The sequence below is a fragment of the Bradyrhizobium sp. WSM1417 genome (assembly GCF_000515415.1).
Lineage (GTDB): Bacteria > Pseudomonadota > Alphaproteobacteria > Rhizobiales > Xanthobacteraceae > Bradyrhizobium.
This window is the reverse complement of the sequence record NZ_KI911783.1, coordinates 7,232,825-7,247,794: the sequence shown is the minus strand read 5'-3', so window position 1 is coordinate 7,247,794 and position 14,970 is coordinate 7,232,825. Positions and strand designations below refer to the sequence as shown.

Annotated in this window: 16 protein-coding genes and 1 pseudogene; 12 read left to right on the top strand and 5 right to left on the bottom strand. The window is 63.2% G+C overall.

Annotation, left to right across the window (positions count from 1 at the left end; genetic code table 11):
• Positions 1–21 precede the first annotated feature (21 nt).
• Positions 22–501: a MarR family winged helix-turn-helix transcriptional regulator gene (locus BRA1417_RS0135435; RefSeq protein ID WP_027519869.1), complete on the bottom strand. Its 480-nt coding sequence runs from the start codon at positions 499–501 to the stop codon at positions 22–24.
• Positions 502–1,004: 503 nt separating this feature from the next.
• On the opposite strand from BRA1417_RS0135435, the gene BRA1417_RS0135430 reads away from it, so the two are divergent.
• Positions 1,005–2,588, top strand: a complete 1,584-nt coding sequence (locus BRA1417_RS0135430; protein ID WP_027519868.1) for a porin — start codon at positions 1,005–1,007, stop codon at positions 2,586–2,588.
• 1,108 nt (positions 2,589–3,696) lie between these two features.
• Here BRA1417_RS0135430 and BRA1417_RS0135425 read toward each other — a convergent pair.
• Positions 3,697–4,332 (bottom strand): MarR family winged helix-turn-helix transcriptional regulator, encoded by a 636-nt coding sequence (locus tag BRA1417_RS0135425; protein WP_027519867.1) that lies wholly within the window; start codon positions 4,330–4,332, stop codon positions 3,697–3,699.
• A gap of 389 nt (positions 4,333–4,721) precedes the next feature.
• Between BRA1417_RS0135425 and BRA1417_RS44475 the strand changes: the two genes are divergently transcribed.
• On the top strand, positions 4,722–4,874 hold the full coding sequence (locus BRA1417_RS44475) for a hypothetical protein (RefSeq protein WP_156949058.1): 153 nt from the start codon (positions 4,722–4,724) through the stop codon (positions 4,872–4,874).
• A gap of 311 nt (positions 4,875–5,185) precedes the next feature.
• Here the strand turns inward: BRA1417_RS44475 and fliI are convergent, their stop codons facing one another.
• The 3 genes and pseudogenes from fliI to BRA1417_RS41360 form a co-directional block, all read right to left on the bottom strand.
• Entirely contained in the window at positions 5,186–6,511 is a 1,326-nt protein-coding gene (gene fliI, locus BRA1417_RS0135420) for a flagellar protein export ATPase FliI (RefSeq protein WP_018453953.1), read from the bottom strand.
• Positions 6,512–6,547: 36 nt separating this feature from the next.
• Positions 6,548–7,276 carry a flagellar basal-body rod protein FlgF gene (gene flgF / locus BRA1417_RS0135415; protein WP_027519866.1) on the bottom strand — a complete coding sequence of 243 codons (729 nt, stop codon included), beginning with the start codon at positions 7,274–7,276 and terminating at the stop codon, positions 6,548–6,550.
• A gap of 3 nt (positions 7,277–7,279) precedes the next feature.
• Positions 7,280–8,067: pseudogene (locus BRA1417_RS41360) on the bottom strand (DUF1217 domain-containing protein).
• A gap of 142 nt (positions 8,068–8,209) precedes the next feature.
• Between BRA1417_RS41360 and motA the strand changes: the two are divergent.
• The 10 genes from motA (at position 8,210) to flgG (ending at position 14,968) form a co-directional block, all read left to right on the top strand.
• Complete coding sequence (gene motA, locus BRA1417_RS0135405; protein WP_007595905.1) at positions 8,210–9,109, top strand: flagellar motor stator protein MotA; 900 nt, start codon at positions 8,210–8,212, stop codon at positions 9,107–9,109.
• Positions 9,106–10,044, top strand: a complete 939-nt coding sequence (locus tag BRA1417_RS0135400; protein ID WP_007613971.1) for a flagellar motor switch protein FliM — start codon at positions 9,106–9,108, stop codon at positions 10,042–10,044. Before motA ends, BRA1417_RS0135400 begins: the two co-directional genes overlap by 4 nt.
• Complete coding sequence (locus tag BRA1417_RS0135395; RefSeq protein WP_018453958.1) at positions 10,025–10,339, top strand: hypothetical protein; 315 nt, start codon at positions 10,025–10,027, stop codon at positions 10,337–10,339. The genes BRA1417_RS0135400 and BRA1417_RS0135395 overlap by 20 nt, the downstream gene beginning before the upstream one ends.
• A gap of 76 nt (positions 10,340–10,415) precedes the next feature.
• Entirely contained in the window at positions 10,416–10,796 is a 381-nt protein-coding gene (gene fliN / locus BRA1417_RS0135390) for a flagellar motor switch protein FliN (RefSeq protein WP_027519864.1), read from the top strand.
• A gap of 2 nt (positions 10,797–10,798) precedes the next feature.
• Positions 10,799–11,839 (top strand): flagellar motor switch protein FliG, encoded by a 1,041-nt coding sequence (locus BRA1417_RS0135385; protein ID WP_007595897.1) that lies wholly within the window; start codon positions 10,799–10,801, stop codon positions 11,837–11,839.
• Positions 11,840–11,852: 13 nt separating this feature from the next.
• Positions 11,853–12,938 (top strand): flagellar biosynthesis protein FlhB, encoded by a 1,086-nt coding sequence (flhB, locus tag BRA1417_RS0135380; protein ID WP_027519863.1) that lies wholly within the window; start codon positions 11,853–11,855, stop codon positions 12,936–12,938.
• Positions 12,939–13,023: 85 nt separating this feature from the next.
• The gene (gene flgB, locus BRA1417_RS0135375) at positions 13,024–13,404 is read left to right on the top strand and encodes a flagellar basal body rod protein FlgB (protein ID WP_027519862.1); all 381 of its coding nucleotides are present in this window, start codon (positions 13,024–13,026) and stop codon (positions 13,402–13,404) included.
• A gap of 11 nt (positions 13,405–13,415) precedes the next feature.
• The gene (gene flgC, locus BRA1417_RS0135370; RefSeq protein WP_007613963.1) at positions 13,416–13,832 is read left to right on the top strand and encodes a flagellar basal body rod protein FlgC; all 417 of its coding nucleotides are present in this window, start codon (positions 13,416–13,418) and stop codon (positions 13,830–13,832) included.
• Between the two features lie 2 nt (positions 13,833–13,834).
• Positions 13,835–14,164: a flagellar hook-basal body complex protein FliE gene (locus tag BRA1417_RS0135365; RefSeq protein ID WP_027519861.1), complete on the top strand. Its 330-nt coding sequence runs from the start codon at positions 13,835–13,837 to the stop codon at positions 14,162–14,164.
• 15 nt (positions 14,165–14,179) lie between these two features.
• Positions 14,180–14,968 (top strand): flagellar basal-body rod protein FlgG, encoded by a 789-nt coding sequence (gene flgG, locus BRA1417_RS0135360; RefSeq protein ID WP_007595892.1) that lies wholly within the window; start codon positions 14,180–14,182, stop codon positions 14,966–14,968.
• The last annotated feature ends 2 nt before the right edge of the window (positions 14,969–14,970 follow it).

Here is a 14,970-nt window from a genome sequence, read left to right as displayed (position 1 = left end):
TTCCGCGCCTGACGTCAGGGGTCATGAAGCGTCGATGGCCAGCAACCGTGCGGCCAGCCGGGCATTCTTGGCAATCGTTGCGAGCGCGGCATTCAGATCGGCCAAGGTTTTCTCGTCGAGTTCGTTGAACATGGTCGAGTTCAAGGCGAGCTTTCTCTTCGATAGTTTTTCGATCTCCGCCGTTGCTTTCGCCGTCAGCGACATCAGGACGTAGCGTGCGTCGTCTGCTGCCGGCCGTCGCGACAGGAAGCCGCCCTTTTCGAGGGCCTTGGTCTGGTTGGTGACGAAGGCGGCGTGGACCCGCAGCTTGTTTGCGATGTCGATGCCGGCGACACCTCGCCCCTCGTCCAGTTCGGTGATGGCCATCAGGATCAGCCACTGCGGCTCGGTAATGCCCAGCAGTCCGGCCCAGCTGGTGTGGATGTCCTCCAGCTGGGAATGAATTTCGACGACGTTCCAGATGAAGTCGGTAATCGCCCTGTCGAGTTTCTTCTCGATCATGTGGCTGCCTCCCCGTTTATCCCTTGCCTATCCTTAATGGGATATCTTGGAAGCGTCTCGAAAATCGCGCGCCGACCAAAGGGAGATACCGCGCGGAAGGAATCGTAGTCTCAATTATTGCTTGCAAAGAACAATTAATTTTATTATCGACTATTCCACTCTATTTCGCTGCTCTTGACCCACGCGACGGACAGCGATGCGAGACCTCCAAGAAGCCCTCGGGATGCCCCCCGAGGGCTTTTCCTTTTTTTTGCAGCAATTTTGTGAGGTGATATCGCCGCTGTTGCTCTCAAGACACATCGCGGCTTGAACTGTCGATTCATCAAATCAATAAATTGAGGCAGTTGTTTTTATAAACTATATGTGAAGCCACGACGGAGGGGGCACCTCACTGTCGTTTCAGTCCGGACCTTCGTGCGGATCTGAATTGAGCGAAATTGAGAGGGTAAAGCGGCGTCCACCGAGGACCCGACCCCCCCCTGAACCGACCTGGAGGTTTACTAATGAAGTTGACGAAGACACTCTTTCTCGGCTCGGCTGCCGGCCTGATGGCCGCCTCCGGGGCGTTCGCTGCCGATCTTCCCGTGAAGGCCAAGGCGGTCGAATACGTGAAGATCTGCTCGCTGTACGGCGCCGGCTACTACTACATCCCGGGCACCGACACCTGCATCAAGCTCGGCGGCTACGTGCGCGCTGACGCGAACTTCAACACCAACTCGGACTTCAATCCGAACCAGGGCGGTACTGCCGGTGCTCGCAACCGCCTGATGAACTACTACACCTTCCGCGCTCGTGAAGACCTCAACATCGACACCCGCACCGCGACCGAGTACGGCGTGGTCCGCACCTTCTTCGACGGCGTCTTCACCTGGACGAGCGGCAACTACACCCCGACCGGTTCGGCAACGGGTGGTACCCAGTACAGCGGTGCACTCGGTCTGAACGCTGCGGGCACCGCCCTCGTCGGCTCGAATGGTAGCGGCAGCGTCAACGGCACCGACGGCAACACCTCCGGTGGTGCGCTCGGCGTCTACTATGCCTTCATCCAGTTCGCCGGCTTCACCATGGGTAAGGCCGTGTCGCAGTTCGACGCCCCCTGGACCAACTATCCCGGCAACCTCACCGACAATCTCGTCGGCGGCAGCGGCACGGTCACTGGCGTCAACCAGTTCACCTACACCGCCGACTTCGGTCAGGGCATCACGGCGTCGTTCTCGGCTGAAGACGTCTCGGCCTACTATCAGGCCGGAAACGTCAACATGACCGGCGCGACCGCAGGCGGCATGATCGGCGGCTCGTACGGCACCAACGCGATCGGCGGCACTCGTTCGCCGAACCTCGTCGGTCAGGTCCGTGTCGACCAGGCCTGGGGCCTGTTCCAGGCGTCGGTGGCCGCGCATGACAATCACGTCGGTTATTACGGCGCCACCGAGCCGACTGGCCACCCCGACGACAAATGGGGTTGGGCGGTTCAGCTCGCTCTGTCGATCAAGAACATCCCGACCGGCGCGGGTGACACGATCAACATCCAGGGCGTCTACACCGACGGTGCGACCCGCTACAATTTCCAGAACCTGTCGGGCAGCACCTACGCGCTGTACGGCAATTCGGGCATTGCTGGCGCTTACGGCAGCCTCGGCTTCGCCAGCGCTCCCGATACGGTGTTCGTGACCGGCGGCTCGCAGGAAACCGTCAAGACCTGGGGCTTCCGTGGCGCTTACACCCATAACTGGGATGCGTACTGGAACTCCTCGCTCTACGGTGCCTATGCTCAGGCTCAGTTCGGTACCCAGGCCAAGACCACTCTCTGCGGCGCCGGCGGTGCTGGCGGCGTGTTCGGCGGCCTGGCCGGTGTGACGGGTTGTAATCCGGACTTCGCCATCGGCCAGCTCGGTGTCGTCACCCGCTGGACCCCGGTCAAGAACCTGACGTTCTCGGCTGACGTCTCCTGGACTCACCTCGACCAGAAGTACTCCGGGACGGTTGGCCTCGTCCCGAACGTTATTACCGCTAAGCCGGCCGCGGTTTACGAACTGAAGGACCAGGACTCGATCGCCATGATCCTCCGCGCTCAGCGCAACTGGTAAGATCTGTCGAAACACATGAACGAACACCCGGCGGGAAACCGCCGGGTGTTTTTTGTTGCGCAAGGCAGATGATGTAAAGCGGCGACCCCGAGGCACGGTGCCCGGATGGATTGCAAGCGTGATCCGCGGCCACTCTTCCGGCGCGAGACCTTGCTCGGATTGCGGGCGCGCTTGGGGCGACGACCCGCATCACCCGACGGGCAAAACACCCGCGAGGCTGTCAATCGGCCGTCGCAAAATATTCCGCTTTACCGAAATTCGGAAATGGCGTATGTGTCGGCCATCCCGGCTCATCCTTGAGGGGCGATCTTGTGGTCGTCATGTTCGCGAGCCGGGCTTGCGGTGGACGCGGCAGCGTTCGGGTGCGAGGAGTCGGGCAGGGCGGATTGCTCTCCGTGAGCCCAAAACTTCGTGCCGACGAGCGGCGCTGCTAGGCTTCGTCTCGTCTGTAAGTTTCCGGCTCCGTCGACAGGGCTGGAAAAACTGCGGCGAAATGGCGAGCCGTGCGTACGGCAAAACCGTGTGGTCCTGGCCGTCGTTGCTACGGTCAAGCTCTTGCGGATGCGGCATCTGCGTCAACCGGCGCGGTGTCGGTGAATTTCGCTGGGGTGAGGGAGGCCAGCAGGAACTCGGCTCCCGGGAGAGCACGGCATAAGCCGTCCAACCATCGCGCAGGGAAGGCCGAGTGATTGGCTACACCTGTATGCTGCTGTGCGGTTTCCTTGCGCTACATCTTCGCGCAGCGGACCGCGGGTGCCAGCCGGCACCCGGCCTTCCCTGCGCCCTCTTGGCTTTGAGGGTGACGTGACCAAGCAAAACTCGGGCGAATGCGCCGCGAGCATGCGAACGCGTGTCTGTAATTCAAAATGCGAGCTGGAAGAGTGGCGCTGCCGCCTCATACTCCGTCATTGCGAGCGCAGCGACTTGTCCGCCGAAGCTTTAGCGAAGGCGGAAGCAATCCAGTCTGCCGCCGCGGAGGGATACTGGATTGCTTCGCTGCGCTCGCAATGACGGTTTGACGGAGTGTGCACCACATTTCGTTCTCGCCAACGCTGCGCAATCTTCCGCAAGTTCAGCGCAGCATCCGCGCACGGAAATGACGCGTGCCTCACCCCTGGTTCGCCACACGCGCGCGATCGAGATGTTCCTCGATCTTGGGACGGTCGCGGGTGCGCTCGAAACTGGTGCAGAGCAGTTCGGTCTCCTCGAGCGAGACCGGGGCGCGATACAGCCGGCACATGAATTCGGCCGTTGCGCGTCCCTTGCCGGTACCCGGCCCGCGTTCGGCGAGAAACATGCAGTCCCGGCAGATGCTGGCATCGAGCCGCTGATGTGCCGCGTCGAGGTGATTGAGGATCTCGCGCAGCGAATCGCGCAGCCTGACGCACTCATCGGGTCCGAGCGCCGTGACCGCGTTCAGCACGTGATTGATCGGATCGTGCTGGCTCAGGCACTTCTCGCCCTGCGCCGTGACGTGCAGCACGACAGAACGCTTGTCTTCGTGCGACGGCTTTCGCACCAGGAAGCTCTTGCTCTCCAGCGTCTTCACGATCTGCGATGCAGTTGCCCTGGTTGCGCCGATGAAGCCGGCGAGCGCGGACGGCGTGCGCGAAAACCTGTTGGCGCGGCCGAGAAAGCGCAGCGCCATCCATTCCCGATCGCGCAACCCATGCTGATCGCCTTCGAAATACCAAGCCCTCGCTGCCTGAACCAGCAGCTCCACGGCTTCTCTTGCCAATGGCATGAATTCCTACCTTGCCCCGGGAATAACGTCTGCGGCGCCCCGGAGCCGCCTTCCGTCGTTGCGCACGAGCCGTTTGCGAGAAGCCTTACTACCGGCAATGTTCGACACATGCACCGTGCTCTTCTCTCGCATGAAGGCACGGACAGCCCGGCGCCCGACCTGGACCGATGGGCACTGCAAGCTATGGCGCGGGAAGCGGTGTTGCTGATGGTATGCCATTCGCGGCGTCGTCGCACGGGAGCCCGAGTAGCCGTCGCCAGCAGACGATGGATCGGAGTAGTTCAACCGAAGCCCCTAAGGTTCAAGTCACACGCAGACGTTTCTTATGTTCGACGAAACGATGAATGAGCTTCTCAACAAAATCAAGTAGAGACCCTCGCGGAGACTGGATGTCGTCGCAGGCGAATGTAACGTTCAAGACAATCTCGCTCTTCGGGACACATGATGGTGAACGCAATACCCTGTCCCACGAGCAACATGCACGCGACTATGCGACGGTTTTATTGCACGGCCTGTTGTTGGCTGTGGTTGATGCAAGTTGATCGAAGCTTGTGCACGACGACGATGTGCCTCGACATGTCATCCACAACTTGTGCGTTCTGCCAAGAATTGTCCGAGGGAACTCACAGGAATTGCACGCGGCGGTTGTCCAGGGCGGATCAAGGAATCGCCGTCCAGTCGCATTCGGCGCGGCTGCCTCACCCGAACGGTGGAGGCGATCACGGCGGAAACCGGGAGATGGCGGCGCAGGCGCATGCGCTGTGAGCGTGGCGGCATGCGCCATCGCCTGTCGAAAACAACGAGCAAGGTGCGATCGCGGGGCGTCTCGCGCGCCGACTCAATCTGAGACTTGCTAGTCGCCCTTGAGCATGTCCCGCAGCTCGCGGAACGGATCGGCGCTTGGCGGAGCCGAGGCGTCCTGCCGCATTGCGCCGTAGATTCTCGGGACCATGTCGACCGCCTGGTCGAGACCCGAATCACGTCCCGCCTGGTATCCGCCCATCAGGCGAAGGTCGCGCGTGTCCTCGTATTTCGCGATCATGGCGCGCAGCTTGCTCACCAATTCGCGCTCTTCAGGGTCCCAGACGTTATGGGCGAGGCGCGAGACCGAACCCAGAACGTCCACGGCCGGGTAACGCGCCTGGTCGGCGATGTGCCTGGAGAGCACGATGTGGCCATCGAGTGTGCTGCGGATGGTATCGGCGATCGGCTCGTTGTGGTCGTCGCCGTCCACCAGCACGGAGAAAATCCCGGTGATCGTCCCGGACCCCTCCTCGCCGGGCCCGGCGCGCTCCAGAAGGCGCGGCAGATCGGTGAAGACGGTGGGTGCGTAGCCGCGCGCGACCGCGGGTTCACCGGCGGCGAGCGCGACTTCGCGGGCGGCGTGGGCGAAGCGGGTGATCGAATCGACCATGAGCAGGACCGATTCGCCCCGGTCGCGGAAATATTCGGCGACCGCCATGGCCGTCTTCGGCGCCAGTCGCCGCATCATCGGGCTCTCGTCTCCCGTCGACACGATCGTGACGGCGCGGTGACGATCGGCGCCCAGCACGTCCTCGATGAACTCGCGCACCTCGCGGCCGCGCTCGCCGACCAGGGCCAGCACGACGGTGTCAAAGCCTTGACTGCGGGCGAGCATCGCAAGCAGCGTCGATTTACCGACGCCAGACCCGGCAAAGATGCCGACGCGCTGGCCGGCACAGATCGGGGCGAACAGGTCGATGACGCGTACGCCGGTACGCAGCGGCTTGTGGACCCGCGCGCGTTTCATGGCAGAAGGCGCCTCCGCCTCGGCTGAGACCGGACGCGACCCGGGGGTGAGAGGGCCCTGTCCGTCCAGCGGCGCCCCCAGCGCGTTGATGACGCGGCCCTTCCAGCTCGGATCTGGCGCGAAGGACAGGGGCGGCATCCGGTAGGCGACCGAGCCGAGGCCGCCGGCGAACTGCCGGTCGAACGGCTTGGCGATGATGCCCTCGCTGTCGATCCGCACCACCTCGCCGATCTGGGGCTTGCCGCCGGAGTTGACGCCGATCAGTTCGCCGAGCCTGACGAAGCGCGACAGGCCGGAGACACGGAAATGCGTCGACGCGATCTCGGAGATCGCGCCGCTGACGCTTGCCAGGGGAGTGCTCTGCTGAAGCTCCAGCAGCGCCCACTCAAGTTGCCGAAGAGCGTTCAAGGAAACCGTCCAACCTCATTGCGCGCGGGGCGCAGTCTATTTGCCGGGTTCGCCCAGCGTGCGGATTGCGTTCTGGAGCGAGCTCTCGGTGCCCTCGATCATCGAATTGGCACCGTCGAAGGCGCGCGAGGCCGCGATCAGCTTCGTCAATTCCATCATCGGATTGGCGCCCGAGCCCTCGACATAGCCCTGCTTGAAGCCGTCGCGGGAGAAGTCGGCGATGGCGGTCGCAGGCCGGTTGGGCGTGACGCCCGAATTGCCGTAGCGGTCGAGATTGGCATCGGCGGGAATGTTGAACAGGCCGATCGTGCCGATCTCGTTGTTGTCCTGGGTGATCGCGCCGCTGCGCGCGATCGAAACCGGTCCGCCGTTCGGATCGAGCGTGATCTGCGCGCCGCCGGAATCGATGACGGGGAAGCCGGACACCGTCTGAAGGTCGCCGTTGGCGGCGATCTGGAGACGGCCGTCGCGCGTATAGACCGTGCCGTTCGGACCGGCGAAGGCGATCCAGCCCTGTCCGACCACGGCGACGTCGAGCGGGTTGCCGCTCTCGGTGATGCTGCCCATCTCGCGCGAGATGATGTTGTCGCCGGGGGAGGAGAAGGCGACCGGGTTCGCGCCCGCCTTGGACAGCACGGTCTCGAACTTCACCACGTCGGTGCGGAACGCCGCCGTGTTGACGTTGGCGACGTTGTTGGCGATCGTCTGGAGGCGCTTTTCGAGGGCGACCTGCGCCGACAATCCTACATAGAGGGCCGATTGCATGACTTACCTGTTGAACTTGATGTTCTGAAGTGTCGTGAGCACGTTGCTGTCCATGCTGATCGAAGTTGCGGCGCCGCCGATCAGGACCAGCGCCGGGTTGGTCGAGCTGTCGCTCTGGGCCTGGGTCGCATCCCACATCGCCGCGAAGCGCTGCACGAATTTGGTGACCTTGGCTGGGTCCTGGAAATCGGTGAGCTTGATCTTGCTCGTGATCATCTTGGCCTGGGCATCGATATCAGCCGAGCTGATCGTCGACGGCAGACCGAGCGCCGTCTGGAGCACTTGCGTCATCGCCTTGTCCGCGAGGATCTGGTAGGAATTGGTGATCGTGGAGGCCTTGCGCGTGAAATAGAGCGCCAGCCGCAGGCCCTCGTTCTGGTCGCCGGCCTCTCCTCCATCGTCTGCGTGACGTATTGGGTCGCCGTGCCGGTCGTGGCCGCGGCGGTTTGGGTCGCCTTGTCGCCAAGGGCGGCGAAATTGAACGCGGCGGCGAATTGCCGGTAGCGGGTGTCGGTCAGCTTATTGGCGAAGGTCTTGTTGTCGGCGATACCCTCGGTCAGCACCTTGCGCATGAACGCCTTGGCGTAGGCCATGTCGCTGAGGCCATATGCCTTCATCGCGTAGGAATAGAGGCGATAGTCCTTCAGGAAGTCGTCGATGGTCTTCACGTTGCCGATGTGGCTGAGGAAGTAATCGGTGTCGCGGCTGACGTCCGGCTGCGTCGCGACCTGTGTCAGCGACTTGCCCATGTCCTTGGTCAGTCTGGTGTAGTCCGCGATGGTGGATAGCATGACACGCGCCCCTCTGGCCGCTCTCGCGACGTCGTCGCAAGCTGCCGTGAATCGCTTGCGCGAGGCTGGCGAGGGGGAAGCCAGCCTCGCGCAAGGCTCGCCGACTAGATATTCCCGATGGGATCGGTGATGGAGCGGCGCGTTGGGCAGTTTCGTGGGGATCGTCATCACGGTAGCGGCACTGCTGGGCGGATTTGCCGCCATGGGCGGGCATCTGGGCGTGCTGATGCAGCCTTGGGAGTTCGTGATCATCATGGGCACCGCGGCCGGCACCTTCATTATGGCCAATCCCTGGAAGACGGTCGCGGATACCGGGCTTGCCTGCGTGCAGGCAGTGACGGGGGCGGTGCCCGGTCAACGCTACTATCTCGATCTGCTCGGCGCGCTGCACGCGCTGATGCGGGAGCTGCGGGGCAAGGGCCGCAACGAGGTCGAGGCGCATATCGACGATCCCGCGTCGTCCGAGATCTTCAAGGCGTTCCCGAGCGTGCTCGGAGATCCGTCGCTGCTCCAGTTCATCTGCGACTACGTCCGTCTCATCATCATGGGTAACGCGCGAACGCACGAGATCGAAGCGCTGATGGACGAGGAGATCCACACCATCGTGAAGAGCAAGCTGGCGCCTTACCACGCGCTGGTGGTGGTCTCGGAAGCTCTGCCCGCGCTCGGCATTGTCGCCGCGGTGCTCGGCGTCATCAAGGCCATGGGCGCGCTCGACCAGTCGCCGAAGCTGCTGGGCGGCTTCATCGGCGCCGCCCTCGTCGGCACCTTCGCCGGCATTTTCCTGTCCTACGGCATCATTTCGCCCTTCGCGATGAAGGTGAAGATGACGCGCGAGAAGCGTTGCCGGCCCTACATCATCGTCAAGCAGACGCTGCTGGCGTTCATGAACGGCGCCATGCCGCAGATCGCCGTCGAGCACGGCCGGAAGATGATCGCGAGCCCCGAGCGGCCCTCGATCGACGTCGTCGAGAACGAGACGATCGCGGGACCCAAGCCGGTCGTGACCGAGGTTGAACCGAAAGCTGCGCGCGCATCATGATGGAAGCCCTCGACGTCGATCAGCGCAAGCCGCTGCCGAACTATCTGCTGGACGCCGCCGGCATCTCGATCGAGCGCATGCCGATGCTGAATGTGATCTTCGATCGCATGGCGGCATCGTGCACGGACAGCCTGCAGCCGATGGCTGGAACGCCATGCTATTTCTCGGTCAACGGCATTACCAACGACCGTGTCGGCGACATCATCAAGGACTACGAGGCGAACGCGGTTGCGGCTGTGCTCTATGCCGAGCAGTGGGACTCCCGCATCATCATCATGCTCGACCGCGACTTCGTGTTCACCATGGTCGAGGCGATGTTCGGCTCCGATGGTGCCGAGCCGCCGCTCGACGTGGAGCGCAGCTTCTCGAACATCGAGATCCGCCTGGTCCAGGCGCTGTTCGAGCGGTTCGCCAAGGCGCTGCAATCCGCCTTCGCCGGCACCTCCAACGTCACTTTCCGTGTGGAGCGGGTCGAGACCGCCATGGCGTCGCTGGCGATCGGGCGGAGCGGCAACATGTCGATCTGCGCGAACATCATGCTCCAGGCACTCTACCGCGGCGGCCAGATGTTCCTCATCATTCCGCACTCCGCGCTCAACCCGCTCAGGCAGAAGCTCGCGACCGTCGTCGTCAGCGACGGCCGTGCGGCCGATCCGCGCTGGCGCGAGCAGATGGAGACCGAGGTTCACCGCACCGAGGTGACGCTGAGCGCCGTGCTGGACGAGAAGATGATTTCGCTCGGCGACGTCGTGAAGTTCCAGGTCGGACAGGTGCTCGAGCTCGAAGCCACGCCGCGTACGCTGGCTCGACTCGAGAGCAACAACCAGGTGCTGTTCTGGTGTCAGATCGGCCAGCTTGATGGCTATTATGCCATGCAGGTGGCAGATCCCGTCGATCAGAAACGGGAGTTCGTCGATGATATCCTATCTCGTTGATGCCGTGCTGCTGATCGCGCTCGCCTTCACCAGCATGCGGGTGACCCGGATGCATCGCGAGCTGGCGCGGTTGCGCAGCTACCAGGGCGAGTTCTCGACCATCGTCCAGGAGACGGCGGGCGCCTTCGACACGGTCATTACCGCGGCGCATGATTCCACCGCAAATCTCGGGCGGCTCGCCAACGTGCTGAGCACGAAGATTGATCAGGCCCACGAGGCGATCGCGGCGCTTGATGCCAGGAGCGGGCTCGCATCCGCGGCGACCGCGGGCGGCGCCGACGTGAACAAGCATTGAAGCCGAAGCCGGCGGAATAAATACGATCGGAACGTCACGGCGCTCCGGGAGCGGAAATACCAAGAGGCGATACCAGATGGCGCAATCCTTCGACTATGAGTCAGCATCGGCGGCCGACGAGGGGCATACCGAAACATCTCCGCTAGAGCGGCTGGCGGAGATCGCCGCGCGCACTGCGGAGGAGACCGGCAAGTTCGCCAATGTCGATGCCATCCTGCGCATTCCCGTGACCATGCAGGTGGTGCTGGGATCGGCGACCATTCCGGTGGCAAATCTGATGAAGCTCGGCCGCGGCGCGGTGGTTCCGCTCGATCACAGGGTCGGCGAACCCGTCGACGTCGTGGTCAACGGCCGCGTCGTCGCCCGCGGCGAGGTGGTCGTGGTCGAAGAAGACAATTCCCGCTTCGGCGTCTCGCTCACCGAGATTGTCGGGCCGTTGGGGCAGGGTGATACCTGACCATGGCGGCACAGGTCGGCATGGCTCCCATCAAGCAGCGAGGCGTCGCCACGCTGGGCGGAACGGAGAAGGTTGCGGCACTCCTGCTCGCCATGGGCCGGCAGGCGGCCGCCAGCGTGCTCGCGCAGTTCGAGCCGCAGGATATCCGCACTGTTACAAAGGCCGCGGCCGAGCTGCGGCCGATCACGGCGCAGGAACTGGAAGCGATCGTCGAGGAATTCGCCCAGCAATTCTCGATGGGCGCCAACATTCTCGGCACCCTCGGCGGCCTGGAAGCCGTGCTCGGCGACGTGCTTCCGGCCGACCAGGTCTCGGCCATCATGTCGGACCTGCTCGGCAATTCGAGCCGGTCCGTGTGGGACCGCGTCTCGTCGGTGTCGGAAAACTCGCTGGCAAGCTACCTGTCCAAGGAGCATCCGCAGACCGCGGCGCTCATCCTGTCCAAGGTCAAGCCGTCCTGCGCCGCCAAGGTCATGAGCCAGCTGCCGTCGAGCCTGCGCAACGAGCTGATGCGGCGCGTGCTCAGCCTCAAGCCGATCGTCGACGACGCCCTGAGGGTCCTCGAGAAGACGCTGCATGAGGATTTGACGCTGAACTTCGCCCGCAACCTCGGCGCGGACACCTATGCCCGCGTCGCCGACATCATCAACAAGATGGAGCGTGGACACATCGAGGACATGCTGAAGAGCCTGTCGGAGAAGCGGCCGAAGTCGGCCGAAGTGCTGAAGGAGCTGCTCTTCACCTTCGACGACGTCACCAACCTGACGCCGAAGGCGCGCACCATGATCTTCGACCAGGTGCCGACCGATCGCATCGTCATCGCGCTGAAGGGCACCGACAAGCACTTCCGCGAGATGATCCTGTCCTCGGTCGCCTCGCGCGTCCGCCGGGTCGTCGAGCACGAACTCGCCATCGGCGAACCGTCGAACCAGCGCGACGTGCTGGAGGCGCGGCGCGTGATCACCGACCTCGCGCTCGACCTTGCGGAAAAGGGCGAAATCGAGCTCAACCCCGAGCAGGAGGATGAGCTGGTCTTCCGCTGACCGCTGAACCGGCATGGCAGAAACAACCGATCAGGAGAGCAAGACAGAAGAGCCGACCGAGAAAAAAGTCCGCGATGCGCTCGAACAGGGCAAAATCCCGGTCTCTCGGGAGGCTTCCATCTTCGCCTCGATGGCCGCGCTGATGGTGATCCAGGCGTTCCTGATCGGTCAGGGCGTGCAGCAATTGACGCCGATGCTGACGGGCTTTCTCGATGATCCCGACGGCTTTCCTCTCAGCACCGGGGCCGATGCCCAGAATCTCCTCATTGTGGTCGGGCTTCAGGCACTGCGGTTCCTGACGCCGCTGGTCGTCACCCTGGCGGCGTTCGGGCTCGCAGCCTCGCTGTTGCAAAATGCTCCCAGCCTGGTGCTCCAGCGCATCACGCCGGACCTTTCGCGAATCTCTCCGCTCGGCGGCTGGAGCCGGCTGTTTGGATCGCAGGGCCTCGTCGAGTTCGCCAAGTCGCTGTTCAAGCTCGCCGCGGTGACTATCGTCGTCGCGTTCGTGCTGCGCTCGTCGGAAGCGAAGGCGTTCGAGGCGATGTACACCGATCCGGTCGCGCTGCCGGAGATGATTCTCAACATCGCCATGCGAATCGTCTCGGCGATCTGCATCGCGACCATCGTCCTGGTCGCGGTCGATCTGGCTTGGGCACGCTTCCACTGGCGGCGCGAGCTGCGCATGACGCGGCAGGAGATCAAGGACGAGCACAAGCAGGCCGAAGGCGATCCGTTGATCAAGGCGCGCCTGCGCTCGCTGGCGCGCGATCGCTCGCGCCAGCGCATGATCGCTTCCGCATCGCGGGCGACGCTGGTGATCGCGAACCCGACCCACTTCGCGATCGCACTGCGCTACAATCGCGAGGAAAATCCGGCGCCGATCGTCGTGGCGAAGGGCATGGACGTGATTGCGCTGAAGATCCGCGAAGTCGCCGAGCAGAACCGGATTCCGGTGATCGAGAACAAGGCGCTGGCGCGCGCGCTCTACGAGGCGGTTCAGGTCGACCAGGTGATTCCGGCGGAGTTCTTCCGGCCGGTCGCCGAGATCATCTACTTCCTGCAGTCCAAGCAGACGCCGCGGTCCGAGAAGGTCCAGTAGAATTCCGAGGACGGCGTCCCTTCCATCAGCCTGACGAAAGCTTGCGACCCTAAGGTTACACCGTCTGAACCAGAATGGTGCTGCCGTGGGACCGCTCTATCTCTTCGAACTCGCATCGTCGCAGGCGCGATACCTCGAGCTCCGCCAATCGACGATTGCCACCAACGTCGCCAACGCCAACACGCCGGGATTCAAGGCGCGCGACGTCGAGCCCTTCAACAAGGTGCTCGACAGCACGCCGGTGAGACTGGCGACCACGTCGCCGTCGCACATGCAACTCTCCGCTGCCGAGAGCGACACGCGGGCAACCGCGAAGAAGGACAGCTGGGACGTGGTTCACTCCGGCAACTCCGTCAGTCTCGAGCAGGAAATGATCAAGGGCAGCGACGTCAGTCGCGACTACTCGATGAACTCGGCGGTCGTGCGGTCGTTTCACCGCATGCTGCTGTCGAGCGCGAAGACCTGAGGTGAACTGACATGCTGGACTCACTGCAATCCTCGTTGACGGTCGCGAGCTCCGGGCTCGAAGCACAGTCGACGCGCATGCGCATCGTCTCGGAGAACCTCGCCAACGCGACGTCGACGGGGCGCGTCGCCGGCGCCGATCCGTATCAACGCAAGACGATCACCTTCGATGCCGCGATGGACCGCGCCTCGGGCGCGCAGCTGGCGAAGGTCAAGGAAATCGGGGTCGACACCACGCCGTACCGCGTGGAGTACGAGCCGGGGCATCCCGCCGCCGACAAGGCCGGCTATGTCAAGCTGCCGAACGTCAACATGATGATCGAGATGGCGGACATGCGGGAAGTCAACCGCTCCTATGAAGCCAATCTGCAGGTCGTGAAACAGGTGAGGTCGATGCTGGGCATGACCATCGACCTGCTGAGGAGCTGACAATGCTTGAGGCAATTTCATCAACGGCGATCTCAAATGCGCAGGCGGCGAGCCGCGCGACCGAGGCGCAGGCGGTCTCGTCGACGGCGACGCCCGCGATCCAATCCGGCGGCGACGTCGGATTCGAATCCGTCATGAAGCAGGTGACGACGGACGCGATAGGGACGCTGAAGGCGGGCGAGGCGGCTTCGATCTCGGCAATGCAGGGCAAGGAATCGACGCGGCGCGTCGTGGAGGCGCTGATGTCGGCCGAGCAGGCCTTGCAGACGGCGGTCGCAGTTCGCGACAAGGTCGTGCAAGCCTACCAAGAAGTCGTTCGGATGTCGATCTGATCAAGGAGTGACGCTGTGAAATCGCTTGCCATCGCGGCCACGGGCATGAACGCCCAACAGACCAACATCGAAGTCATCGCGAACAACATCGCCAACATCAACTCGACCTCGTACAAGCGGGCGCGTGCTGAGTTCACCGATCTGTTCTACCAGATGGACCGCATGCAGGGCGTTGCCAACACCAGCGGCTCCTCTCCGATTCCGGAAGGCGCCAATCTCGGCCTCGGCGTCAAGTCGGCGGCGATCCGCAAGCTGCACATCCAGGGCGCGCTCACGCAGACCGGCAATCCCTACGACATGGCGATCAACGGCCGCGGCTGGTTTCAGGTGCTCGGCCCGAACAACGAGGTGCAGTATACCCGCGCCGGCTCGTTCAACACCAATGCCAACAGCCAGCTCGTCACGACCGACGGCTATCTGCTGGATCCCGCAATCACGGTGCCGCAGGGAACGGTCCAGGTCACGGTCAACCAGACCGGACAGGTGTTTGCCAAGCTGGATACGGAAGTGAACCCGAGGCAGATCGGCCAGCTCAATCTCGCCAATTTCGCCAACGAGGCTGGCCTCGAACCGCTGGGCAGCAATCTCTATCGCGAGACCACGGCGTCCGGCACGCCGGTGGTCGGGCTGCCCGGCGATTCCGGCTACGGCAAGATCAACCAGCAATATCTCGAAGCCTCGAACGTCGATCCGGTCAAGGAGATCACTGAGTTGATCTCTGCCCAGCGCGCCTACGAAATGAATGCCAAGGTCATCCAGGCTTCGGATGAAATGGCCCAGACGGTCTCGAAGGGCATGCGCTAGTT

Excerpts from the sequence above, each read along its gene's own strand:
- fliN (WP_027519864.1), top strand. The coding sequence starts at position 10,416 with ATGGCGCAATCCTTCGACTATGAGTCAGCATCGGCGGCCGACGAGGGG.
- BRA1417_RS0135435 (WP_027519869.1), bottom strand. The coding sequence starts at position 501 with ATGATCGAGAAGAAACTCGACAGGGCGATTACCGACTTCATCTGGAAC.
- flgC (WP_007613963.1), top strand. The coding sequence starts at position 13,416 with ATGCTGGACTCACTGCAATCCTCGTTGACGGTCGCGAGCTCCGGGCTC.
- flgF (WP_027519866.1), bottom strand. The coding sequence starts at position 7,276 with ATGCAATCGGCCCTCTATGTAGGATTGTCGGCGCAGGTCGCCCTCGAA.
- BRA1417_RS44475 (WP_156949058.1), top strand. The coding sequence starts at position 4,722 with ATGTCGTCGCAGGCGAATGTAACGTTCAAGACAATCTCGCTCTTCGGG.
- flhB (WP_027519863.1), top strand. The coding sequence starts at position 11,853 with ATGGCAGAAACAACCGATCAGGAGAGCAAGACAGAAGAGCCGACCGAG.
- BRA1417_RS0135430 (WP_027519868.1), top strand. The coding sequence starts at position 1,005 with ATGAAGTTGACGAAGACACTCTTTCTCGGCTCGGCTGCCGGCCTGATG.
- BRA1417_RS0135395 (WP_018453958.1), top strand. The coding sequence starts at position 10,025 with ATGATATCCTATCTCGTTGATGCCGTGCTGCTGATCGCGCTCGCCTTC.
- BRA1417_RS0135385 (WP_007595897.1), top strand. The coding sequence starts at position 10,799 with ATGGCGGCACAGGTCGGCATGGCTCCCATCAAGCAGCGAGGCGTCGCC.
- BRA1417_RS0135425 (WP_027519867.1), bottom strand. The coding sequence starts at position 4,332 with ATGCCATTGGCAAGAGAAGCCGTGGAGCTGCTGGTTCAGGCAGCGAGG.
- BRA1417_RS0135400 (WP_007613971.1), top strand. The coding sequence starts at position 9,106 with ATGATGGAAGCCCTCGACGTCGATCAGCGCAAGCCGCTGCCGAACTAT.
- BRA1417_RS0135365 (WP_027519861.1), top strand. The coding sequence starts at position 13,835 with ATGCTTGAGGCAATTTCATCAACGGCGATCTCAAATGCGCAGGCGGCG.